Source organism: Pseudomonas sp. D1HM (genome assembly GCF_019266105.1).
In the GTDB taxonomy this organism is placed as follows: domain Bacteria; phylum Pseudomonadota; class Gammaproteobacteria; order Pseudomonadales; family Pseudomonadaceae; genus Aquipseudomonas; species Aquipseudomonas taetrolens.
The window spans coordinates 432,209-453,955 of record NZ_LRMN01000002.1 but is presented as its reverse complement, the minus strand read 5'-3'; the positions used below and the strand labels follow the sequence as shown (position 1 = coordinate 453,955).

Below are 21,747 nucleotides of genomic sequence, written 5' to 3'. Positions count from 1 at the left end.
TCGGTCCCACCTTGAAACCCTACCGATGCCTTCGCGAGCAAGCTCGCTCCTACAGGTATTTCGTTATTAGCTTTCCAGCGCCTTGTACTTCTCGCGCAGGTGGTTACGGATCCATACCGCCGACAAGTTAAGGGTCGCAATCACCAGGACCAGCAACAACGCGGTGGCATATACCAACGGTCGTGCGGCTTCGACGTTCGGGCTCTGGAAACCGACGTCATAAATATGGAAGCCCAAGTGCATGATCTTCTGATCAAGGTGCAAGTAAGGGTAGTTTCCATCCAGCGGCAGCGATGGCGCCAGCTTGACCACACCCACCAGCATCAGCGGTGCCACTTCACCCGCGGCACGGGCAACGGCGAGAATCATGCCGGTCATCATGGCCGGACTGGCCATCGGCAGCACAATCTTCCACAGCGTTTCAGATTTGGTTGCCCCCAGCGCCAGCGAACCTTCGCGGACGGTACGCGGGATTCGCGCCAGCCCTTCTTCAGTTGCCACGATCACCACCGGCACAGCCAGCAGCGCCAGGGTCAGCGAAGCCCACATCAGGCCCGGCGTACCAAAGGTCGGTGCGGGCAAGGCTTCAGCGAAGAACAACCGGTCTACCGAGCCACCCAGCACATACACAAAGAAGCCGAGACCAAATACGCCGTAAACAATTGCCGGGACACCCGCCAGGTTGTTGACCGCGATACGGATCACACGGGTCAGGGTGTTTTGCTTGGCATATTCACGCAGGTACACCGCTGCGAGTACACCAAACGGCGTCACGATAATAGCCATGATCAGGGTCATCATCACCGTGCCGAAAATCGCCGGGAAGATCCCGCCTTCGGTGTTGGCTTCACGCGGATCCTGGCTGAGGAACTCCCAGATGTTACTGAAATACATACCCAGTTTTTGCCAGCTGTTCATCGCGTTCGGCTGGTAGGCCTTGACCACCTTGCCGATGCTGATTTCCAGCTCTTTACCGTTGGCATCACGGGCCGTGAGGCTGTCGCGGTTGAACTGTGCGTGCAGTTCACTCAAGCGATCCTCGATAGCCTTGTAGCGTGCGTTCAACTCGGCCCGCTCAACTTCCATGTCAGCCTGGGCGGCAGCATCCAGTTCACCTGCCAGCTCCAGCTTGCGACCCTGTAAGCGAATGCGCTCAAGACCGTAGTTGATGGCACCAATGTCTTTCTTTTCGAGCTGGCTGAGTTGCGCTGCCAGATCATTGACCCGTTTAACCCGGGCTTGCAGCTCTGGCCAGGCAGCAGCACCTTCAGCGACGACTTTGCCGTTTTCTTTGACATTGACCAGGTAACCGTAAAAGTTACCCCACTCGCGGCGCTCAATCGCCATCAGCTCCGGTGGCGTGGTCTGGTCCGTCAGCCACTCACCCACTACCCACGAGAAGTCGTTGCCGTTCAGGTCGCGGTTGCCGACCTTGATCAGTTCACGGGTCATGAATTCCGGGCCTTGCTCAGGCACCGGCAAGCCTGCACTTTTCAGGCGTTCGCGAGGCACTTCTTCCTTTTGCACCACTTCGCCAATCACCACGTGATTGGCATCACCCGGCACACCGTACTGAGCGTGCACCAGATCAGCCGGCCAGAAGTGGCCCAGGCCGCGCACCGCGATCACTGACAGCAAACCGATCGTCATGATGACCGCGATGGAAACTGCACCACCGCTGATCCAGACACCCGGAGCGCCGCTCTTGAACCAACCTTTGAGGGAATTCTGTTTCACAGACTTCTACCTTCCTTAAAGCGACGAATATTTCTTGCGCAGACGCTGACGGATCAGCTCGGCGAGCGTGTTCATGACAAAGGTAAACAGCAGCAGTACCAATGCGGAGAGGAACAGGACGCGGTAATGACTGCCGCCAACTTCCGATTCAGGCATCTCCACGGCCACGTTCGCCGCCAAGGTGCGCAGGCCTTCGAACAGGTTCATTTCCATGACCGGCGTGTTGCCGGTAGCCATGAGCACGATCATGGTTTCACCCACCGCGCGCCCCATGCCGATCATCAGCGCCGAGAAAATCCCCGGGCTGGCCGTCAGGATCACCACACGGGTCATGGTCTGCCAAGGTGTTGCACCCAGTGCCAGCGAACCCAGAGTCAGACCGCGAGGCACGCTGAACACCGCATCCTCGGCAATCGAGTAGATGTTCGGAATAACCGCAAAGCCCATTGCCAATCCCACTACCAAGGCGTTGCGCTGGTCGTAGGTGATGCCCAGGTCGTGTGAGATCCACAGGCGCATATCACCGCCGAAGAACCAGGCTTCCATGAAGGGGCTCATGTACAGCGACAACCAGCCAATAAACAGAATCACTGGAATCAGAATCAGGCTTTCCCAGCCGTCCGGCACACGCAGACGGATCGACTCAGGCAAACGGCTCCAGGTGAAGCCCGCCACCAAAATACCGATCGGCATCAACATCAGCAGACTGAAAATCCCCGGCAAATGGCCTTCGACATACGGCGCCAGAAACAGGCCGGCGAAGAAGCCCAGAATCACGGTCGGCATTGCTTCCATCAGTTCGATAACCGGCTTGACCTTGCGGCGCAGGCTCGGGGCCATGAAGTAAGCCGTGTAGATAGCAGCGGCAACTGCCAGCGGGGCCGCCAGCAACATGGCGTAGAACGCCGCCTTCAGCGTGCCGAAGGTCAAGGGCGCGAGGCTCATCTTGGGTTCGAAGTCGGTGTTGGCCGCGGTCGATTGCCAAACGTACTTGGGCTCGTCGTAGTTCTCGTACCAGACCTTGCTCCACAACGCGCTCCAGGACACTTCCGGGTGCGGGTTCTTCAAGGTCAGCGGCAGCAGCTTGCCACCCTCTTCGACGATGACGCGGTTGGCACGTGGTGACAACGCCATGACGCCCGGGCCTTCTGCAACTTTCTCAACCAGCAGGGTGCGATGCGCCGTGCTGTGGAACACGCCGATCTCACCGGCAGCATCCAGGGCCAGGAAGCCTTTGCGACGTTGTTCTGCGGTGATTTCAACAATAGGCGTGGTGCCCATCTGGAAGCTGCGAATGTGTTTAAAGCGCTGCTCGCCATCCGGGTCACGGGCCATGAACCACTGGCTCAATCCACCGTTCGAGTTGCCGAAGATCAGCGAAATCCCGCCCACCAACTGCGCGCTGGCAGTGATTTCGGTGGTGGCATCGTCAGCCAGCTTGTAGCGCCCGTTGAGGCTTTTGTCGCGCAGGCTGAAGACGTCGGCCTGAGCGCGACCGTTGATGACATACAACCATTGCTGGCGTGGATCGATAAACAGTTCTTTGACCTGTTCGGTCATCTGCGGCAGGTCGATACGGGTCTCAGAGTTTGTGACCTCGCCGGTCATCATGTTCTCTTCGCTGGTCAACGACAGCACGTGCAATTGCGCACCGGTCGAGCCCGCCAGCACCAGCGTCGAATCGTTCACACTGAGGTTCACGTGATCCAGTGAACGACCTTGCGGGTCGAGGACGATCGGCGTTTCACCGTAGGGATATTCGATGGCTGGAGAGATGGTTTTTTTACCCTCCGGATAGCTGACTTTATAGGTATGGCGGAACACCAGGGCCTGGCCGTTGGACAGGCCCACCACCACTACAGGATTGCCGGGCTGGTCTTCACCCAGCGAGGTGACTTGGGTGTCGGCTGGCAGCGGCAAGTTAACCCGCGAAAGCTCCTCGCCATCCTTCACGTTGAAGAACAGCACCATCCCTTTGTCCGATACCCGCATACCGACCTGATTCTGCTCCTCGACGGAGATCATCAGCGGCTTGCCCGCATCCTGCATCCAGACCGGCGTTAACGCCTGCTTGGCATTCAGGTCGGCACCCTGGAACAGCGGGAACACGACGTAACCGAGGAAGAAGAAAATCAGGGTGATCGCGCCGAGCACGGCAAGACCGCCGATAAATACATACCAGCGGGTCAGGTGATCCTTGAGCGCGCGAATGCGACGCTTGCGTTGTAATTCAGGCGTATTGAAATCAATGCGCTTGGGAGCGGATGTCGTAGTCATTGGAGAGTTGGCCAGATCATTCATGCGCACACCCTAGCGATCCTGTATGACAAAAAGATGACAAAGCAGTGACGCAGAAAAGCCGCCGCCCAGTGGTGCTGGGAGCGGGGTGGAAAATAAGGGCGTGCAGGAGCGAATAACTCGCTCCTGCACCACTCCGCAAATCAATCCCGGAGTGAAGGCGTTACTTCTTGGCGACGTCTGCGCCGCCTTCTTTCAAGCCCAGATCAGCCAGGGCTTTGGCAGCCACTTTGGCCGGCAGCGGAATGTAGCCGTCTTTCACAACCACTTCCTGACCTTGCTTGGACAGCACCAGCTTGATGAACTCGGCTTCCAGCGGGTTCAACGGCTTGTTCGGCGCCTTGTTCACATACACGTAGAGGAAACGCGACAGCGGGTATTTGCCGTTCAGTGCGTTTTCTTCGGTGTCTTCAACAAACTCGGTGCTGCCTTTTTTGGCCAGCGGTACGGTTTTCACACTGGCGGTTTTATAGCCAATGCCCGAATAGCCAATACCGTTCAGCGAGCTGCTGATGGACTGAACCACCGAGGCCGAGCCTGGCTGTTCGTTTACGTTCGGCTTGAAGTCACCTTTGCACAGGGCTTCTTCCTTGAAGTAACCGTAGGTGCCAGACACCGAGTTACGACCGAACAGCTGCACCGGCTTGTTGGCCAGATCGCCGGTCACACCCAGGTCACCCCAGGTTTTCACATCGCTCTTGCCGCCGCACAGGCGCGTCGAAGAGAAAACCGCATCGACCTGTTCCATGGTCATGTGCTTGATCGGGTTGTCCTTGTGTACGAACACGGCCAGGGCATCAACCGCTACCGGGATGGCGGTAGGCTTGTAGCCGTACTTCTGCTCGAAAGCAGCCAGTTCGTTGTCTTTCATCTTGCGGCTCATCGGGCCCAGGTTAGCGGTGCCTTCAGTGATCGCAGGTGGTGCTGTCGAAGAGCCGGCAGCTTGAATCTGAATGTTTACGTTCGGATATTCTTTTTTATACGCCTCAGCCCACAGCGTCATCAGGTTCGCCAGGGTGTCGGAACCAACGCTGGACAGGTTGCCCGACACGCCGGTTGTTTTCACGTAGGGCTGAATAGCCGGGTCAACACCAGCGGCAACTGCGTTAGCAGTCGCAACGCCTGCGGCGACAAAAGTCAGAGCCGCCATCACACGCTTCAGTTTCATGCCTTACTCCTAGCAAACGGGGTTAGATGAATCGGGGGCCAGTATCTGCAGGCCATGTGACTACTCTATGAACCGATTGTGACAATTAGATGAAAGGCCAGCATCCGGGAGCGAATGACTGGCCTTTAAAGAGAAGGGGGTCGAGATGGGTTACTGGCAACAGAGTCTAATCAGCGGCCCTTTTTCCACAGGTAGGCGCCGACCAGCAAACCCATTGTGCAAATGATGGCCACGTAATACGCCGGCCCCATCGCGCTTTCTTTGAGCAGCATGGTCACAGCCATTGGCGTCAGACCACCGAAGATGGCGTAAGCCAGGTTGTAGGAGAACGACAGACCACTGAAACGCACGACAGGCGGGAAGGCCTTGACCATCACATACGGCACAGCACCGATGGTTCCGACAAACAAACCACTCAAAGCGTACAACGGAAACAGCCAATCTGGATGCTGCAACAAGCTGTGATAGAAAACCCAGGAGGTCACCAGCAATGCAGCGCAGCCCACCACAAACACCTTGCCCGCACCAAAGCGGTCTGCCAGCGCTCCTGAGGCAATACAGCCCAGGCTCAAAAAGACGATGGCCAGGCTGTTGGCTTGCAGCGAGGTAGTAGCCGAAAAGCCGTACACGGTTTGCAGAACAGTCGGCGTCATCAGAATGATCACGATGATGCCGGCAGACAGTAACCAGGTCAGCAGCATCGAGATCACAATCGCCCCACGGTGATCACGCAATACGGTCTTGAGCGGGACTTCTTCGGCCAGGGCCTTGCGCAGTTGCAGCTCGGCAAACACCGGCGTTTCGTGCAACCAGCGACGCAGGTACACCGAGAACAGCCCGAATACACCGCCCAGCAAGAAAGGAATCCGCCACGCGTAATCAGAGACTTCGACCGGGGTGTAAATCGAGTTGATGGCGGTGGCCACCAGCGAGCCCAGCAAGATACCCGCGGTCAGCCCGCAAGTCAGCGTGCCGCAGGCATAGCCCACATGGCGAGCCGGTACGTGTTCAGCCACGAATACCCATGCCCCGGGTACTTCACCGCCAATGGCCGCGCCCTGGATCACACGCATCAGCAGCAAAAGAATCGGCGCCCACATGCCGATCTGCGCATAGGTCGGCAACAAGCCCATGATCAGGGTAGGAACAGCCATCATGAAGATGCTCAAAGTGAACATCTTTTTGCGCCCCAGCAGATCACCGAAGTGCGCCATCACGATGCCGCCCAATGGCCGAGCAAGATAGCCTGCGGCAAAAATGCCGAAGGTTTGCATTAGTCGTAGCCACTCAGGCATGTCCGCCGGGAAAAACAGCTTGCCGACCACAGTGGCGAAAAACACAAAAATAATGAAATCGTAGAACTCCAGCGCGCCGCCCAAGGCAGACAGCGACAAAGTTTTATAGTCGTTACGGGTTAACGGCCGCGCAGGCGGTGCTGCGCTGGAAGACTCTGTGATCATGGGGAATTGCTTCTCTTATTAGATTCGGCGAAAAAGTTGCAACTACGCCGGCAGATGCTGGGCAGACATGGAAAGATAACAAATTGCCTGTAAAAGCACAGAGCTAGACGCATGCCCCACTTAAAAAGCAGAATCTGAAGGTCGTCGGCTACGCTGTCGCCCGATATACTCGCTGGCCGCAGGAAAGCTTTTAAGGTTGCTGTGCGAAAACGCCCGCTGGTGAGTCCCAGCCGATTTCGCAGAGTTACTCTTGGCGCGGCTTATGAAGAACGTGACGAACGTAGTATGTTCGGGCTGAATCGTTTTTCTATAGACGCTTATTCACCCGCAGTACACATGATGAATCACGGGTCAGAGGCCCTTCGGCATGCTAGAGCTCGAACAAGAAGATCCAATCCCGCAAGGCGACCTCGCCTTGCAAATCACCGCCCTCCCGCGCGAAACCAATGGCTTCGGCGATATTTTCGGTGGCTGGCTGGTGTCACAGATGGACCTCGCCGGCACCGCAATGGCCAGCAAGGTGGCGGGCGGACGTGTCGCCACTGTCGCTATTGATCGTATGGCGTTTCTGGTTCCTGTGGCCGTCGGCGCTCAGTTGTCGTTTTACACCCAGGCACTGGAAATCGGCCGCAGCTCAATCCAGATGATGGTTGAGGTCTGGAGTGACGACCCGCTGTCCAGCGAGTGGCGCAAAGTGACAGAGGCCGTGTTCGTGTTCGTCGCCATTGATGGCAGCGGCCGCACGCGCTCCGTTCCGCCCCGCCGTTAAACCCCACGGCACATCATCTGCCTAATGCTGCCCAGTCATTGAAATAGAGAGCCTGCCATGCACCACATTGAGTCGGTCACCCTGGACGAACTGGAGTGCTGGCACTTCCAGCATGGTCAGGCGCAACTGTTGATCGCCAAACAAGGCGCGCAGGTACTCAGTTACCAGGTTGGCGATGAGCCGCCGGTTATCTGGCTCAATGAAAAAGCACAGTACAAGGCAGGCAAAGGCATTCGCACCGGCGTACCGGTGTGCTGGCCGTGGTTTGGCAACCTGGCCATGAATCCGCCAAGCGTGCAGGCCATGCGTCACAGCGATGAACCTGCCACCGCCCATGGTCTGGTACGCACCCTTGAGTGGGAAATCCTTGAGATCGATGATGCAGGTGAAGCGCTGCATATCGAGCTTGGCCTGCCCCACCTCGAAGGCGGCCTCCCCGGCTGGCCCCACGATGTAGCGCTGACCTTGAGTATCCGCCTTGATACACAGCTTCATATCAGCCTCACCAGCCATAACCGCAGCGATATTCCGGTCAGTATCAGCCAGGCACTGCACAACTATTTCGCCGTGAGCGATGTGCGAAAGGTTCAAGTGAAAGGTGTGGATGGCCTGACATACATCGAAACGCTGGATGACTGGAAACACGTCAAGCAAATCGGTGATTTGACCTTTAGCGGTGAAACCGACCGCATCTACCTCGATACCCCGCAGCAACTGAGCATCGTTGATCCTGATTGGGCCCGCAGCATTGAGCTGAGCAGCCGCGGCTCACACAGTGCCGTCATCTGGAATCCGTGGATCGAACGCGCCAGGCAGTTCGACGACATGGCGGACGACGGCTGGCAACGCATGCTGTGCATCGAAACCGCGAACGTGATGAATGACATCATCACGCTTGAACCTGGCGCCAGCCACACCCTGGGTGTGAGTATCGGCAGCCAGCGCCTGCACGGTTAACCCGCCACACCGTCTGCAGGCCGTTTGCGCCTGCAAACTGTGTGCAGTGGCTACAAGTCTGCCTCTTCCACGACCCGCACCTTACTCGCGTCCAATGCATAGGCAGCATCCGCCAGATCATTGCTCACGCTTTCGACCTTCAGCGCCCCCGTCACCCACAGCGGTGTGTAGATATCATCCAGCTTCAGGCCATCGGGATAGCGCACCAGCACCAGTTGGTTAGGCGGTGGTGGGGGTACGTGAATGCAGGCGCCCGGGTATGGCACCAAAAAGAACAGAGTGCTGCGCCCCTTGGTATCGGTTTCCAACGGTACGGGATAACCGCCCAAGCGGATCTGCTTGCCATTCATGGCTGCGACGGTTTTGTTGGAATACATCACGGCCGGCAGGCCTTTGCTTTGTTTCAAGCCACCCTTGTCTGTAAACGTTCCATTGGTCTCGGGCGAGTCATGGTCGATTTCAGGCATTTGTTCGAGGGCAATCTGATCCGACTTGGGCATGAGGTCCAGCCAGTCGGTTTCCGGCAGTTCTGCCGCGTGCACCAGGCTGCAGCCCAGCAATAGAAAAGTCACTACAAGACGGCGCATGACAGGCTCAATAGAAATAGGGCTTATGACGCTGCGCATTCTAGCCCTCTCTACGACGGGCGCAGAGAGGACCCAGCGCTCAATCAGCTCTTTTTCGACACCAGGCCATAGATCACCAGCAAGATGACCGCGCCGACGACTGCACCGATAAAGCCGGCACCCTCGCCTGCCTTGTAGATACCCACTGCCTGACCACCATAGGTAGCCGCCAGCGAGCCACCGATACCCAACAGGATGGTCATGATCCATCCCATCTTGTCGTCACCCGGTTTCAAGAAACGAGCCAGGAGGCCAACGATCAAGCCGATAAAAATGGTTCCAATGATGCCCATGGGCGCTTCCTCTGTATTGATGACGTAAAGCCAAAGCCTAGTCAGCACTTTGGCATCACGCCATCAGAGAGCGGCGATAACCGAATGGTTCCCGCCGATTACCGATTCAGGCTTCGTTGATCAACGCTTCAACGCGCAGGATTTGCGCTTGCAACGTCGCCATGTCGGCACAACGCAGGTTAGCGTGCCCAACCTTGCGACCGACCTTGAAGGCCTTGCCGTAGTGGTGCAAATGGCAGTCTGCAATCGCAACGACCTTCTCAACCGGCGGTACGCTGCCGATAAAGTTAAGCATGGCACTTTCACCGACCTTGGCCGTCGACCCCAGCGGCAGGCCGGCAATGGCTCGCAGATGGTTTTCGAACTGGCTGCACTCGGACCCTTCAGTGGTCCAGTGCCCAGAGTTGTGCACACGCGGAGCGATTTCGTTGGCCTTGAGGCCGCCGTCGACTTCGAAGAACTCGAACGCCATCACACCCACATAATCGAGCTGCTTGAGCACACGGCTAGAGTATTCTTCAGCCAAGGCCTGCAGCGGGTGGTCGGTGCTGGCTACCGACAACTTGAGGATGCCGCTGTCATGGGTGTTGTGGACCAACGGGTAGAACCGTGTTTCGCCGTCACGACCGCGCACCGCAATCAGCGATACCTCGCCAGTGAATGGAACAAAACCTTCGAGCAAGCACGGGACACTGCCCAGCTCGGCGAATGTGCCCACGACATCAGCAGGCGTGCGCAACACTTTCTGACCCTTGCCGTCATAACCCAGGGTACGGGTCTTGAGCACGGCCGGCAGACCAATAGTGGCGACGCCAGCATCAAGGTCAGCCTGGGACTGGATGTCGGCAAACGCCGGCGTCGGGATCCCGAGGTCTTTGAACATGCTTTTTTCGAACCAGCGATCGCGAGCAATACGCAGGGCTTCGGCACTCGGATAAACCGGGACGAATTGCGACAGGAAGGCGACCGTCTCGGCCGGGACGCTTTCGAACTCGAACGTGACCAGATCAACTTCGTCGGCCAGTTGGCGCAAGTGATCCTGGTCGCCGTAATCGGCACGAATGTGCTCGCCCAATGCGGCGGCACAGGCGTCCGGAGCCGGGTCCAGGAAAGCGAAGTTCATTCCCAGCGGAGTACCCGCCAGGGCCAGCATGCGACCCAGCTGGCCGCCACCGATTACACCGATTTTCATCGTCAAAAACCTCAGGCTTCGCGCGGGTCTGGATTGTCCAGCACGCTGTCTGTCTGCTCAGCACGGAATGCTTTCAATACGGTATGGAACTGTGGGTGCTTGGCACCCAGGATGCTCGCCGACAGCAGTGCAGCGTTGATAGCACCCGCTTTGCCAATGGCCAGGGTCGCCACCGGAATGCCAGCAGGCATTTGCACGATCGACAGCAACGAATCAACGCCCGACAACATGGCCGACTGTACGGGGACACCGAGTACCGGCAAATGGGTTTTGGCTGCACACATGCCTGGCAGGTGGGCTGCGCCACCGGCACCGGCGATGATGACCTCAATCCCGCGGCCTTCGGCCTCTTCGGCATACTGGAACAGCAGATCCGGAGTACGGTGGGCTGAGACCACTTTAACTTCGTAAGGAATGCCGAGTTTTTCCAGCATATCGGCGGTGTGGCTGAGGGTGGACCAATCGGACTTGGAGCCCATGATCACGCCTACCAGTGCACTCATCGTCGCGCCTCTTCTCTTGGGCGCCCGCAGGCGCGTCAAAAAACAACAAGCCACGTGGAGAATCCGACGTGGCTTGTTATAGGAATTAAGGCCGGTCAAGCCAGCCGAAGGCCGGGCAGTATACCCAAAAAGGCAAACAAAACGCATATTCCCCCGACCATCTGCCTTTCACTGTAAAAACTGGCCCGGAGCCCGGTTTTACTGACTTTCAGGTCAGGCCAACAACCTCCGCAAAGGCTGGCTATGCAAGCGCCGGAGCTGGGGTTGAAGGGTTTTCCAGTTTACGCCACAACAACCGCACGTTCGCCTTGCGCACCAGGGCGCAGCGATACAGGCGAATCTCCAGCGGCACGTGCCACTGCGGGCCGCCGCACACCACCAGTTCACCCCGCGCCAACTCGGCCCGCACACTCAGGTGCGGCACCCAGGCAATGCCCAGCCCTTCAAGCGCCATGCTTTTAAGGCTGTCGGCCATCGCCGTTTCATAAATAGTGGTGAAGCGCAGACTGCGCTGGCGCAGCAACAAATTGACCGAGCGCCCCAAAAACGCACCCGCACTGTAGGCGAGCAGCGGCACACTGGCTTCACCCTCCAGGTCGAACAATGGCTTGCCGTCAGCATCGGCAGCACAGACCGGAAGCATTTCGGTATTACCCAGGTGCAATGACGGGAAAATTTCCGGATCCATCTGCAACGCCGCGTCAGGGTCATAAAATGCCAGCATCAAATCGCAGCCACCTTCCCGCAACGCATGCACAGCGTCTCCGACGTTAGTCGCAACCAGCCGTGTGGCAATGTTCAACCCTTCATTACGCAATTGAGCGATCCAGCGCGGGAAAAAACCCAGTGCCAGAGAGTGCGCAGCAGCCACTTGCATGACCTCTCCTTGCCCGCCTTCGAGGTGATGCAGATGGCGCAAGACTTCACCCAGCTGCTCGACCACCGTCCGTGCCGTCACTAAAAAAAGCTGCCCGGCTGCAGTCAACTCCACCGGGGTGCGGGAACGATTCACCAAGGTCAGTCCAAGTGCCGCTTCGAGGCTTCGAATGCGTCGACTGAAGGCCGGCTGAGTGACAAAACGACGCTCTGCCGCCTGGGAAAAACTGCGAGTGGCGGCCAGGGCACTGAAGTCCTCCAGCCATTTACTTTCTAGGTTCATGAGTCCTCCCGGACGCGCACCAATTTGGGTCACACGCTCGACGCGCTCTCCGCGTCACGTCGTCATTATGCCGTTTATGCATAGGATAGTGTTTAAAGGCATTGGCCCTAAATTGGGCGCAGGCCTAGGATTCACAGCGTTCCGGCTCAGACCGGGTCCTTATCGAGATGATTTCTATCATGTCCTCCGCTGCATCTTTCCGTACCGAAAAAGACCTGCTTGGCGTACTCGAAGTACCCGCTCAAGCGTATTACGGCATCCAGACCCTGCGAGCGGTGCATAACTTCCGTCTCTCCGGCGTCCCGATTTCGCACTACCCAAAACTGGTCGTAGGCCTGGCAATGGTCAAACAGGCCGCTGCTGACGCCAACCGCGAGCTGGGCCATCTGAGCGATGCCAAGCACGCTGCCATCAGCGAAGCGTGTGCCCGTCTGATCCGCGGCGATTTCCACGATGAGTTCGTGGTCGACATGATTCAAGGCGGCGCTGGCACTTCAACCAACATGAATGCCAACGAAGTTATCGCCAACATCGCGCTGGAGGCCATGGGCCACCAGAAAGGCGAATATCAGTACCTGCACCCGAACAACGACGTCAACATGGCGCAGTCGACCAACGACGCCTACCCGACCGCGATCCGCCTGGGTCTGCTGCTGGGTCACGACGCCATGCTTGCCAGCCTCGATAGCCTGATCCAGGCATTCGCCGTTAAAGGTGAAGAGTTCAGCCACGTCCTGAAGATGGGCCGTACCCAGCTGCAAGACGCCGTGCCAATGACCTTGGGCCAAGAGTTCCGTGCTTTCGCCACGACCCTGGGTGAAGACCTGGCGCGCCTGAAAACACTGGCACCTGAACTGCTGACCGAAGTGAACCTGGGCGGTACCGCCATCGGTACCGGCATCAACGCCGACCCGCGTTACCAGCACCTGGCCGTTCAACGTCTGGCGACCATCAGCGGCCATCCGCTGGTTCCGGCAGCCGACCTGATTGAAGCCACCTCGGACATGGGCGCCTTCGTACTGTTCTCCGGCATGCTCAAGCGTACCGCGGTCAAGCTGTCGAAAATCTGCAACGACCTGCGCCTGCTGTCCAGCGGCCCACGCACCGGCATCAACGAGATCAATCTGCCTGCGCGTCAGCCTGGCAGCTCGATCATGCCTGGCAAAGTCAACCCGGTTATCCCGGAAGCCGTTAACCAAGTGGCCTTCCAGATCATCGGTAACGACCTGGCACTGACCATCGCAGCCGAAGGCGGCCAGCTGCAACTGAACGTGATGGAACCGTTGATCGCCTTCAAGATCTTCGACTCGATCCGCCTGCTGCAACGCGCCATGGACATGCTCCGCGAACATTGCATCGTCGGCATCACTGCCAACGAAGCACGCTGCCGCGAACTGGTCGAGCACTCGATCGGCCTGGTCACTGCACTGAACCCGTACATCGGCTACGAAAACGCCACCCGCATTGCCCGAATCGCCCTCGAAAGCGGTCGTGGCGTGCTGGAACTGGTGCGCGAAGAAGGCTTGCTCGACGATGCCATGCTCGACGACATCCTGCGCCCGGAAAACATGATTGCCCCGCGTCTGGTGCCTTTGAAGGCCTAACGCTGTAACACGCTCACCAGGTCGAGAGACTAGACACCTCTCACCTTTTGAGGGCTCGCAGATACATCTGCGAGCCCTTTTTTTGCCCGTAATTTGAGAGTTTCTTTCTCTAGTCAGTCGCGGGCGAACACAGCAACAACGACCGAAAGACCTCCCGTAAACAGAACGCCAGCACCGCTTGCTGCCACGTTTAGAGGCGGGTGATACATGAAAAATCAATCGCTTATGGAGACGCTTCCTACACGTATAGGTATAGTGCCGCCCCTCTTGCGTGTGTAGGCCTGCAATAGCAGCCACTGGCAACGCGAAAACAGCATCGTAAACCAAGCAGCAACATGGCCAGGGTCCATCGCCTACTTTTACGCCCCTCGCCTGGGATGTAACGCGATATTTCGATCCGGCCGTTTTGCCATCAGATAAAAACAGCGAGGAATAATCATGCTTGAAGTCATCAATGACTTCCTCTCAGGGAAAGTGCTCATCGTGCTCATGGTTGGGCTCGGGGGCTACTTCACGATTCGCTCGCGTTTCGTTCAGTTTCGTTACTTCCTGCACATGTTTTCGGTATTCAAAGACAGCTTGCGCAGCAGCGCCGGTGAACTGAGTTCGTTTCAGGCATTGATGCTGAGCCTGGCAGGCCGTGTGGGTGCAGGCAACATTGCCGGTGTCGGCATCGCCGTAACCCTCGGCGGGCCCGGCGCAGTATTCTGGATGTGGGTGACAGCCCTGGTCGGGATGTCCAGCAGCCTGATCGAATGTTCTCTCGGCCAGTTGTACAAGCGTCGTGACGCTGAAGGTCAGCTGCGTGGCGGCCCGTCCTTCTATATGAAATACGGCCTGGGCAAAAAGTGGATGGGCCAGCTGATGGCCGTCTTGCTGCTGATCACCTTCGGTTTTGCCTTTATGGGCCTGCAAGCCCATGCCGTGACCCACTCGCTGCAAGATGCCTTCGGCTTTGAAACCAACTACTCGGGCCTGGCCATCGCCGTGCTGCTGGGTCTGGTGTTTATCGGTGGCATCAAACGTATCGCTTCGGTGGCTGACCTTCTGGTTCCGGTCAAGACCCTGGCCTATATCGCAGTCACCCTGTACGTGATTGTGCTGCAGTTCGATCACGTGCCAGCCATGCTGGGCCATATCGTCAAGAGCGCCTTCGGCCTTGATCCGGTGTTTGGCGGCCTGATCGGCAGTGCCATTGTCATGGGCGTCAAACGCGGCGTATTCGCCAACGAAGCCGGTCTGGGCAGTGCCCCGAACGTCGCTGCCGTGGCCGATGTTGATCACCCGATTGCTCAAGGCGTGGTTCAGGCATTCAGCGTATTCCTCGACACCTTCGTAATCTGCACCTGCACCGCGTTGCTGATTCTACTGTCTGGTTTCTACACACCGGGCTTTGAAGGCGATGGCATTGCCCTGACCCAAAACTCCTTGGCAGCTGTTGTGGGCGAATGGGGCCGTGTATTTATCAGCGTGGCCCTGGCACTGTTTGTGTTCACCTCAATGCTCTACAACTACTACCTGGGTGAAAACAACCTGCGCTTTCTGGTCGGTGAAAGCCGCAAGGCGCTGATTGGTTATCGCGTGCTGGTGCTTGTGTTGATTTTTTGGGGGTCTATCGAAAACCTGCAAACCGTCTTCGCGTTCGCCGACATCGCCATGACCATGCTGGCCTTCGTCAACCTGGTTGCCTTGGCGATGCTGTTCAAAATCTGCATGCGTGTACTCAAGGACTACGACGACCAGCGCTGTGCGGGGATCAAGACACCTGTGTTCGATTCCAGTAAATTTCCGGATCTGGATCTGGATCTGAAAGCCTGGCCGCCAAGATCGGCCGCCAAGGCCACAGAGACCAAACGCTGACACTCACGCAGCGGTTCTGACCAGAACCGCTGCGTTTTTGCTTATGGGGACTCATAAATGACCACTCATCACATCGCCCAACGCGTCATGGTGCTCTACACCGGCGGCACCATCGGCATGCAAGCCAGCGCCAACGGCCTGGCACCCGCGTCCGGCTTCGAAGCGCGCATGGGTGAATTCCTCGCCAGCCAACCCCAACTGCAGGTGCCGCAATGGCGCTTTCGCGAAATGAGCCCGCTGATCGACAGCGCTAACATGACGCCTGCTTATTGGCTGCGTCTGCGTGCCGCGATTGTCGAAGCTATCGAACAGGACGGCTGCGACTCGGTATTGGTCCTGCATGGCACTGACACTTTGGCCTACAGTGCGGCGGCTATGTGCTTTCAACTGCTAGGGCTACCGGCGCCGGTGCTGTTCACCGGGTCCATGCTGCCAGCCGGTGTGCCTGACAGCGATGCCTGGGAAAATATCCGCGGTGCATTGACGGCCCTCGCACAAGGTCAGCCCCACGGTGTGCAGCTGTACTTTCACGGCGCGCTGCTGGCGCCTACCCGCTGTGCCAAAGTGCGCAGCTTCGGACGTAACCCGTTCATGGCGCTCAATCGCAATGGCGGTGCTGCCAAGGCCGAGACGCTCCCTGTCGCACTGAACTACAACCAGCCCCGACGCGAAGCCTGCGTGGGCGTATTACCGCTGGTGCCGGGAATCAACGCCGCACAACTGGATGCCATGCTGAGCAGTGGCATTCAGGCGCTGGTGCTGGAATGCTTCGGCAGCGGCACCGGCCCAAGCGACAACCCGGCATTCCTGGCCAGCCTGCAACAGGCTCAGAAAGACGGCATCGTAGTTGTCGCCATTACCCAATGCCATGAAGGCGGCGTGGAGCTGGACGTGTACGAAGCGGGCAGTCGTTTACGTGGAGCAGGCGTGCTCTCGGGCGGCGGCATGACCCGCGAAGCTGTCTTCGGCAAGTTGCACGCCCTGCTGGGTGCAGACTTGCCCTTGGCTGAAGTGCGACGCCTGATCGAACTGGACGTGTGTTCAGAGCTGGCTTAAGTACATCCCCTCCCGGCACATAACTTGCTCGCTCCCAGCACCTTTAGGCAGGAAGCGAGCATGCCCCATTCCCACCTCACAACGCTCAATGCAGTATCGCTGGTGCTCAGCACCTTCAAGGCCGAAGGCATGCCCAACGAGGCGCTGTTAGCCGGTAGTGGCATACGGGCTGCGGACTTGAGCCGCGCAGACAGCCGAATCACTACCGACCAAGAGATGCGCGTGTGTGCCAACGCTGTCGCGTTACGGCGTGAGATCGGGCTGGAGTTGGGGCTACGCATGCACGTGTCTTCATACGGCATGCTCGGTTATGCCCTGCTTACCAGTGCCACCTTAGGTGACGCTTTACGCTTGGCCCTGTGCTACCCGGCGCTACTGGGAACGTTGTTCGATTTAAGCCTTGAGGTTCAGGACGACATTGTCTGGTTTTGCGCCAATGGCTACCGAGAGAACCCGCAACTGGCTGTTTTCAACACCGAACTGTGCCTGGTTTCACTGAAGACTATTTGCAATGACCTGCTCGGTCAGCCTTTGCCCTTGCTGGCTGCGCGGTTCGCCCATAGCGCCCCGGACTACCGGGCTCAATACGGCAAGAGCCTCGACTGCCCGCACCGTTTCGATGCTTCGGACAATGCATTTGCCTTTGCCAGACACTGGCTGGAACACCCTTTGCCATTGGCAGATGCCGTCACTCACCAAGCGATGGCTGAGCGTTGTCGAAGACAAAACAGGGAGTTTACCGGTCGCCAGACCTGGCTAGACCGAATCCGCCAGCTACTGGCCGACCAACTTCACGCCGCACCGGGCGTTGAGGGGCTGGCCGAACAAATGAACTGCTCACCTCGCACCCTGCGCCGGCATCTGCATGCCGTGGGCTGCAGCTACCAGGCCTTGCTCGATGACCTGCGCTTTGAGCGCGCCAAGCTCCTGCTAAACGAAACCGAATGGCCGATTTACCGGATCGCCGACACGCTGGGTTTCAGCGAGACGGCCAGTTTTCGACACGCGTTTATCCGCTGGAGCGGCGTATCACCCAGTCAGTTTCGCGCCTGAAAAATCTTGCCCATCGGCCGTTTCAGCTGGCCATGACCGAACGCCCCCGTATTCTTTGTTGCTCAAAAAAGGGGCACGCGTGCGCTTGAAAAAGGCGAATTTCGGTCAATCATTTTGGCCATATTTATCCCCTTTTGGCCGCTCTGGCCGTTCTCTGAAAGATCCAACCCCGCAAGACTGTTACCCACCAGTTAAGCCTGTGGAGAATAAGAAAATGCTGACAATCTACTCAGATGATCATCATCTGCATCACGGCCGTTGCGAGTTGATGGACGGTCAATTGATGCCGTGCTTTGAAATGCCCTCTCGCGCCGACCATATTCTGCAACGCGTACAAGCCCGAGCGCTGGGACCTGTACTTGCTCCGCAAGACTTTGGCCGCGCCCCCCTGGAGCGTATCCACAGCGCCGCCTACCTGGATTTTTTCCAGGGCGCGTGGGCGCGCTGGAGCGAACAGGGCCGAGACGGCGATTTACTGCCCTACACGTGGCCCGCCCGCACCTTGCGCTCGGTATTACCCACCAGCCTGCACGGCCAATTGGGGTATTACAGCTTTGACGGCGGTGCACCGATTACCGCAGGCACATGGCAGGCGGCCTACAGCGCAGCGCAGGTGGCCCTGACCGCTCAGGCAGAAATCCAGCGCGGCGCACGCAGTGCATTCGCCTTGTGCCGGCCACCCGGCCATCACGCCGCAAGCGACTTGATGGGCGGCTATTGCTACCTGAACAACGCCGCCATTGCGGCTCAGGCCTTCCTCGATCAAGGCCATCAAAAGGTCGCGATCCTTGATGTCGACTATCACCATGGCAATGGCACGCAGTCGATTTTCTATGAGCGCAATGACGTGCTGTTCACCTCGATTCACGGCCATCCTGAAGCTGAGTTTCCGTTTTTTCTGGGCTACGACGATGAGCGTGGTGAAGGCCCCGGTGAAGGTTTCAACTTCAATTATCCGCTGGCCGCCGGCTCCGCCTGGGATCGCTGGAGCGCCGCACTGGAGCAGGCCTGCGCCGAGGTCGAACGCTACGACGCTGATGTTTTGGTCATTTCGTTGGGGGTCGATACGTTCAAGGACGACCCGATTTCTCAGTTCAAGCTTGATAGCCCGGACTACCTGCGCATGGGTGAACGCATCGCGGAGTTGGGAAAACCCACTCTGTTCGTGATGGAGGGGGGATACGCCGTAGAGGAAATCGGCATCAATGCCGTCAACGTACTTGAAGGTTTCCAGCGCGCTACCGAGGAATGAAAACAATGAGCACTCTCACGCGTTTCTTGACTCCCGCCCTATGCGCCAGCGCTTTGCTGAGCAGCCTCGTACAGGCCGAAGAGCGCATCCTGCGGGTCTACAATTGGTTCGATTACATCACGCCGCAAACCTTGGTCGACTTTAAAAAAGACACCCGGATAAAGCTGATCTACGACATCTTCGACACCAACGAAGCACTGGAAGCCAAGCTGCTGACCGGTAACTCGGGGTACGACGTGGTGGTCCCGTCCAATGTGTTTCTGGCCAAGCAAATCGAAGCCGGGGTTTTTCAACCACTGGACCGCAGTAAACTGCCCAACTGGAACCACCTGGATCCCAAGCTGATGAAACTGATCGAGGCCAATGATCCCGGCAACCAATTCGCCGTGCCGTATATGTACGGCACCATTCTGATCGGCTTCAACCCGGACAAGGTCAAAGCTGCGCTGGGCGAAAACGCACCGGTCGACAGTTGGGACCTTATTTTCAAAGAAGAAAACATCAGCAAGCTCAAGCAATGCGGTGTCGCGTTGCTGGATTCACCTTCCGAAATAGTGCCGCTGGCGCTGCAATACCTGGGCTTACCGCCCAATAGCAGCGATCCCAAGGACTACGCCAAAGCGGAAGCCTTGCTGATGAAAATTCGTCCGTACATCACCTACTTCCACTCCTCCAAGTACATGGCCGACATCGCCAATGGCGATATCTGCGTAGCGGTAGGTTATTCGGGGAGCTTCTCGCAAGCAGCCAACCGGGCCAAAGACGCCAACAATGGTGTGACCGTCGACATGCGCTTGCCTAAAGAAGGTGCGCCGATCTGGTTCGACATGCTGGCGATCCCTAAAGGGGCCAAAAATCCGGAAGACGCCCACACCTTCATCAACTACTTGCTTGAGCCCAAAGTGATTGCGCCGATCAGTGATTTTGTCGGCTATCCCAATCCGAACAAAGACGCTACTGATCTGGTGGCCCCAACCATTCGCAACAACCCTAATTTGTACCCCACCGAAACGGCCATGAGCTCGCTCTACACCCTCACTCCGCTGCCACGCGAAGCCGAGCGTGTCCGGACACGGATATGGACCAAGATAAAATCCGGAACTTAACGCAGTGCACCGCCTTGTAGACGCGGGTTTGTCTCGCGTCTACAAGGATGACGTCATGCCCAGGCTGCGCTCAATCGTTTCAATGCCGCCTTGATGTCCCCTTCCGGCACGGCAGCAAAGCCCAGTACTAACCCGGCTCGGTTATCCACAGGCTCAGCTGAGTCTTCTTGCCAATAACGACTTAGCCCGTTGATTTCTACACCGACGGCCCCGGCCTGGGTCAGCAGTTGCTGCTCACGCTCAAGGCTTGCTACCGGTACGGCAACATGTAGCCCCGCCACAATGCTCGGCAAAGCCCCCACGCCCGCCAGCCCGGATGGCCAATCGGCCATTAACGCGTTACGCCGGCTCAATGCGGCCCGACGCATACGCCGGATATGACGCTGAAAATGTCCCGTTGCCATGAACTCAGCCATCACCGCCTGGGTACCGACCTCGGAATGACGCATATCCAGCGAGCGTCGACGGGCAAATGGCTCGATCAAGTCCGCGGGCAATACCAAATACCCCAACCGTAATGCCGGGAAGGCGACCTTGCCAAAGGTACCGACATAAATCACCCGCCCTTGCCGATCCAGCGCTGCCAAAGGTGCCAGCGGTGCACCGCTATAGCGATACTCGCCATCGTAGTCGTCTTCGACGATCCAGCCTTGGGTGCGCTCTGCCCAGGCCAGCAGCTCCAGTCGCCGGGCCAGGCTCATGGTGACACCGGTCGGGTATTGATGGGACGGTGTGACATAGGCCAGCCGACAGTTGCTCAAATGCCCCAGCGCAGAACACTTCATACCGTCCTGATCTACCGCCACACCCTGGACTTGAGCCCCGGCAATCGCAAAGGCATAAGCGGCAGCACGGTAGCCCGGGTTTTCCACAGCCACCCCCTCACCCGGCTCAACCAGCAGCTGTGCACAAAGGCTAATTCCTTGCTGCGCACCACTGGTGATCAAAATTTGCTCAGCTGTACACGATAAACCCCGGGAAGTTCGTAAATAGGCCGCAATGAGCCCTCGTAAACGCTCATCCCCCGCCGGGTCGCCATAGCACAGCTGCTGCAAGTCCGGCTTACGCCAAAAAGCCGCCTGCAGCTTGCTCCATACCTCAAAAGGGAATAAGTCAAAAGCTGGTACGCCCACCCGAAATGCTCGGGGAGGACCGCTGGGAGGCAGGTCAAGTGAGTGCGTCGCCACCCGGTTCAAGGCGGTACTGTGGATAACTTTACTGGATGTAATTACAGGTAATTTGTCTGTTTTTGTGGATAACCCTGGGGATAAGCCTGTTGAAAACCCTGTGGACAACTTGGTGGACAACTTTTTTAGCGGCAGGGATTTTTCAGGCAATTGCGCAACGTAAGTGCCATCCCCTACCCGCCCTTCGATAAAGCCCTCGGCATACAGCTGATCAAAGGCCCGTACCACGCTGTTACGCGAGATACCCAAGGCTGCCGCCAGATCACGACTTGCAGGCAACCGCGAGCCACTGCTTAAACGCCCATCCAGTACCCGCTGACGCAACGCTTGGTAAAGCTGCCGGCTCAGCCCTTGCTTAGGGTCCAGTTCGATACCGGCCGGGTTGAAGGCTATCGACAGCGCTGAATCAGGCATGAATTGGACCTCTGAAAATGACCATTAATGGCTCTTACAACAAACCAATAGCC

At 57.7% G+C, this 21,747-nt stretch carries 18 protein-coding genes; 8 read left to right on the top strand and 10 right to left on the bottom strand.

The features are described 5' to 3' along the window. Positions 1-66: 66 nt before the first annotated feature. The 4 genes from pstA to AWM69_RS03040 all read right to left on the bottom strand — a co-directional run bounded on the left by pstA (position 67) and on the right by AWM69_RS03040 (position 6,663). On the bottom strand, positions 67-1,737 hold the full coding sequence (gene pstA, locus AWM69_RS03055; RefSeq protein ID WP_048381643.1) for a phosphate ABC transporter permease PstA: 1,671 nt from the start codon (positions 1,735-1,737) through the stop codon (positions 67-69). Positions 1,738-1,752: 15 nt separating this feature from the next. Further along, positions 1,753-4,038: an ABC transporter permease subunit gene (locus AWM69_RS03050; RefSeq protein WP_218725732.1), complete on the bottom strand. Its 2,286-nt coding sequence runs from the start codon at positions 4,036-4,038 to the stop codon at positions 1,753-1,755. Positions 4,039-4,198: 160 nt separating this feature from the next. Then, positions 4,199-5,203 carry a phosphate ABC transporter substrate-binding protein PstS gene (locus AWM69_RS03045; RefSeq protein WP_048381639.1) on the bottom strand — a complete coding sequence of 335 codons (1,005 nt, stop codon included), beginning with the start codon at positions 5,201-5,203 and terminating at the stop codon, positions 4,199-4,201. Between the two features lie 170 nt (positions 5,204-5,373). Then, positions 5,374-6,663, bottom strand: coding sequence for an MFS transporter (locus tag AWM69_RS03040; protein ID WP_218725731.1), 1,290 nt, complete (start codon positions 6,661-6,663; stop codon positions 5,374-5,376). A 367-nt stretch (positions 6,664-7,030) separates the two neighbouring features. On the opposite strand from AWM69_RS03040, the gene AWM69_RS03035 reads away from it, so the two are divergent. Together AWM69_RS03035 and AWM69_RS03030 are read left to right on the top strand one after the other, a co-directional pair. Continuing rightward, positions 7,031-7,432, top strand: coding sequence for an acyl-CoA thioesterase (locus AWM69_RS03035; protein WP_003438129.1), 402 nt, complete (start codon positions 7,031-7,033; stop codon positions 7,430-7,432). A gap of 57 nt (positions 7,433-7,489) precedes the next feature. After that, a complete protein-coding gene (locus AWM69_RS03030) occupies positions 7,490-8,389 on the top strand; it encodes a D-hexose-6-phosphate mutarotase (protein WP_218725730.1) in 900 nt (299 codons plus the stop codon). Between the two features lie 50 nt (positions 8,390-8,439). Here AWM69_RS03030 and AWM69_RS03025 read toward each other — a convergent pair whose 3' ends face one another. From AWM69_RS03025 to AWM69_RS03005, 5 genes are all read right to left on the bottom strand, one after another. Continuing rightward, positions 8,440-8,976 (bottom strand): DUF3299 domain-containing protein, encoded by a 537-nt coding sequence (locus tag AWM69_RS03025; protein ID WP_218725729.1) that lies wholly within the window; start codon positions 8,974-8,976, stop codon positions 8,440-8,442. 83 nt (positions 8,977-9,059) lie between these two features. Then, positions 9,060-9,308 carry a GlsB/YeaQ/YmgE family stress response membrane protein gene (locus tag AWM69_RS03020; protein WP_048381630.1) on the bottom strand — a complete coding sequence of 83 codons (249 nt, stop codon included), beginning with the start codon at positions 9,306-9,308 and terminating at the stop codon, positions 9,060-9,062. A 106-nt stretch (positions 9,309-9,414) separates the two neighbouring features. Continuing rightward, on the bottom strand, positions 9,415-10,500 hold the full coding sequence (locus AWM69_RS03015; RefSeq protein WP_218725728.1) for a 5-(carboxyamino)imidazole ribonucleotide synthase: 1,086 nt from the start codon (positions 10,498-10,500) through the stop codon (positions 9,415-9,417). An 11-nt stretch (positions 10,501-10,511) separates the two neighbouring features. Then, the gene (gene purE / locus AWM69_RS03010; protein ID WP_003438120.1) at positions 10,512-11,003 is read right to left on the bottom strand and encodes a 5-(carboxyamino)imidazole ribonucleotide mutase; all 492 of its coding nucleotides are present in this window, start codon (positions 11,001-11,003) and stop codon (positions 10,512-10,514) included. A 241-nt stretch (positions 11,004-11,244) separates the two neighbouring features. After that, on the bottom strand, positions 11,245-12,162 hold the full coding sequence (locus AWM69_RS03005; protein ID WP_048381627.1) for a LysR substrate-binding domain-containing protein: 918 nt from the start codon (positions 12,160-12,162) through the stop codon (positions 11,245-11,247). A gap of 179 nt (positions 12,163-12,341) precedes the next feature. On the opposite strand from AWM69_RS03005, the gene aspA reads away from it, so the two are divergent. From aspA to AWM69_RS02975, 6 genes are all read left to right on the top strand, one after another. Further along, a complete protein-coding gene (gene aspA, locus AWM69_RS03000) occupies positions 12,342-13,766 on the top strand; it encodes an aspartate ammonia-lyase (RefSeq protein WP_131654182.1) in 1,425 nt (474 codons plus the stop codon). Positions 13,767-14,204: 438 nt separating this feature from the next. Then, a complete protein-coding gene (locus AWM69_RS02995; RefSeq protein ID WP_218725727.1) occupies positions 14,205-15,626 on the top strand; it encodes a sodium:alanine symporter family protein in 1,422 nt (473 codons plus the stop codon). Positions 15,627-15,683: 57 nt separating this feature from the next. Next, positions 15,684-16,682, top strand: a complete 999-nt coding sequence (locus tag AWM69_RS02990) for an asparaginase (RefSeq protein WP_131654184.1) — start codon at positions 15,684-15,686, stop codon at positions 16,680-16,682. A 60-nt stretch (positions 16,683-16,742) separates the two neighbouring features. Further along, the gene (locus AWM69_RS02985) at positions 16,743-17,735 is read left to right on the top strand and encodes an AraC family transcriptional regulator (RefSeq protein ID WP_131654185.1); all 993 of its coding nucleotides are present in this window, start codon (positions 16,743-16,745) and stop codon (positions 17,733-17,735) included. A gap of 214 nt (positions 17,736-17,949) precedes the next feature. Next, positions 17,950-18,987, top strand: a complete 1,038-nt coding sequence (locus tag AWM69_RS02980) for a histone deacetylase family protein (protein ID WP_131654186.1) — start codon at positions 17,950-17,952, stop codon at positions 18,985-18,987. 5 nt (positions 18,988-18,992) lie between these two features. Continuing rightward, complete coding sequence (locus AWM69_RS02975) at positions 18,993-20,093, top strand: polyamine ABC transporter substrate-binding protein (protein ID WP_218725726.1); 1,101 nt, start codon at positions 18,993-18,995, stop codon at positions 20,091-20,093. Between the two features lie 53 nt (positions 20,094-20,146). On the opposite strand, the gene AWM69_RS02970 is transcribed toward AWM69_RS02975, so the two are convergent. Further along, positions 20,147-21,694 (bottom strand): PLP-dependent aminotransferase family protein, encoded by a 1,548-nt coding sequence (locus AWM69_RS02970; RefSeq protein ID WP_218725725.1) that lies wholly within the window; start codon positions 21,692-21,694, stop codon positions 20,147-20,149. Between the last annotated feature and the right edge of the window lie 53 nt (positions 21,695-21,747).

What these genes read in the sequence shown, in the direction of transcription:
- AWM69_RS03050 (WP_218725732.1), bottom strand. Translation starts at nt 4,038, where the DNA reads ATGAATGATCTGGCCAACTCTCCAATGACTACGACATCCGCTCCCAAG.
- AWM69_RS03045 (WP_048381639.1), bottom strand. Translation starts at nt 5,203, where the DNA reads ATGAAACTGAAGCGTGTGATGGCGGCTCTGACTTTTGTCGCCGCAGGC.
- AWM69_RS03040 (WP_218725731.1), bottom strand. Translation starts at nt 6,663, where the DNA reads ATGATCACAGAGTCTTCCAGCGCAGCACCGCCTGCGCGGCCGTTAACC.
- AWM69_RS03035 (WP_003438129.1), top strand. Translation starts at nt 7,031, where the DNA reads ATGCTAGAGCTCGAACAAGAAGATCCAATCCCGCAAGGCGACCTCGCC.
- AWM69_RS03030 (WP_218725730.1), top strand. Translation starts at nt 7,490, where the DNA reads ATGCACCACATTGAGTCGGTCACCCTGGACGAACTGGAGTGCTGGCAC.
- AWM69_RS03025 (WP_218725729.1), bottom strand. Translation starts at nt 8,976, where the DNA reads ATGCGCCGTCTTGTAGTGACTTTTCTATTGCTGGGCTGCAGCCTGGTG.
- AWM69_RS03020 (WP_048381630.1), bottom strand. Translation starts at nt 9,308, where the DNA reads ATGGGCATCATTGGAACCATTTTTATCGGCTTGATCGTTGGCCTCCTG.
- AWM69_RS03015 (WP_218725728.1), bottom strand. Translation starts at nt 10,500, where the DNA reads ATGAAAATCGGTGTAATCGGTGGCGGCCAGCTGGGTCGCATGCTGGCC.
- purE (WP_003438120.1), bottom strand. Translation starts at nt 11,003, where the DNA reads ATGAGTGCACTGGTAGGCGTGATCATGGGCTCCAAGTCCGATTGGTCC.
- AWM69_RS03005 (WP_048381627.1), bottom strand. Translation starts at nt 12,162, where the DNA reads ATGAACCTAGAAAGTAAATGGCTGGAGGACTTCAGTGCCCTGGCCGCC.
- aspA (WP_131654182.1), top strand. Translation starts at nt 12,342, where the DNA reads ATGTCCTCCGCTGCATCTTTCCGTACCGAAAAAGACCTGCTTGGCGTA.
- AWM69_RS02995 (WP_218725727.1), top strand. Translation starts at nt 14,205, where the DNA reads ATGCTTGAAGTCATCAATGACTTCCTCTCAGGGAAAGTGCTCATCGTG.
- AWM69_RS02990 (WP_131654184.1), top strand. Translation starts at nt 15,684, where the DNA reads ATGACCACTCATCACATCGCCCAACGCGTCATGGTGCTCTACACCGGC.
- AWM69_RS02985 (WP_131654185.1), top strand. Translation starts at nt 16,743, where the DNA reads ATGCCCCATTCCCACCTCACAACGCTCAATGCAGTATCGCTGGTGCTC.
- AWM69_RS02980 (WP_131654186.1), top strand. Translation starts at nt 17,950, where the DNA reads ATGCTGACAATCTACTCAGATGATCATCATCTGCATCACGGCCGTTGC.
- AWM69_RS02975 (WP_218725726.1), top strand. Translation starts at nt 18,993, where the DNA reads ATGAGCACTCTCACGCGTTTCTTGACTCCCGCCCTATGCGCCAGCGCT.
- AWM69_RS02970 (WP_218725725.1), bottom strand. Translation starts at nt 21,694, where the DNA reads ATGCCTGATTCAGCGCTGTCGATAGCCTTCAACCCGGCCGGTATCGAA.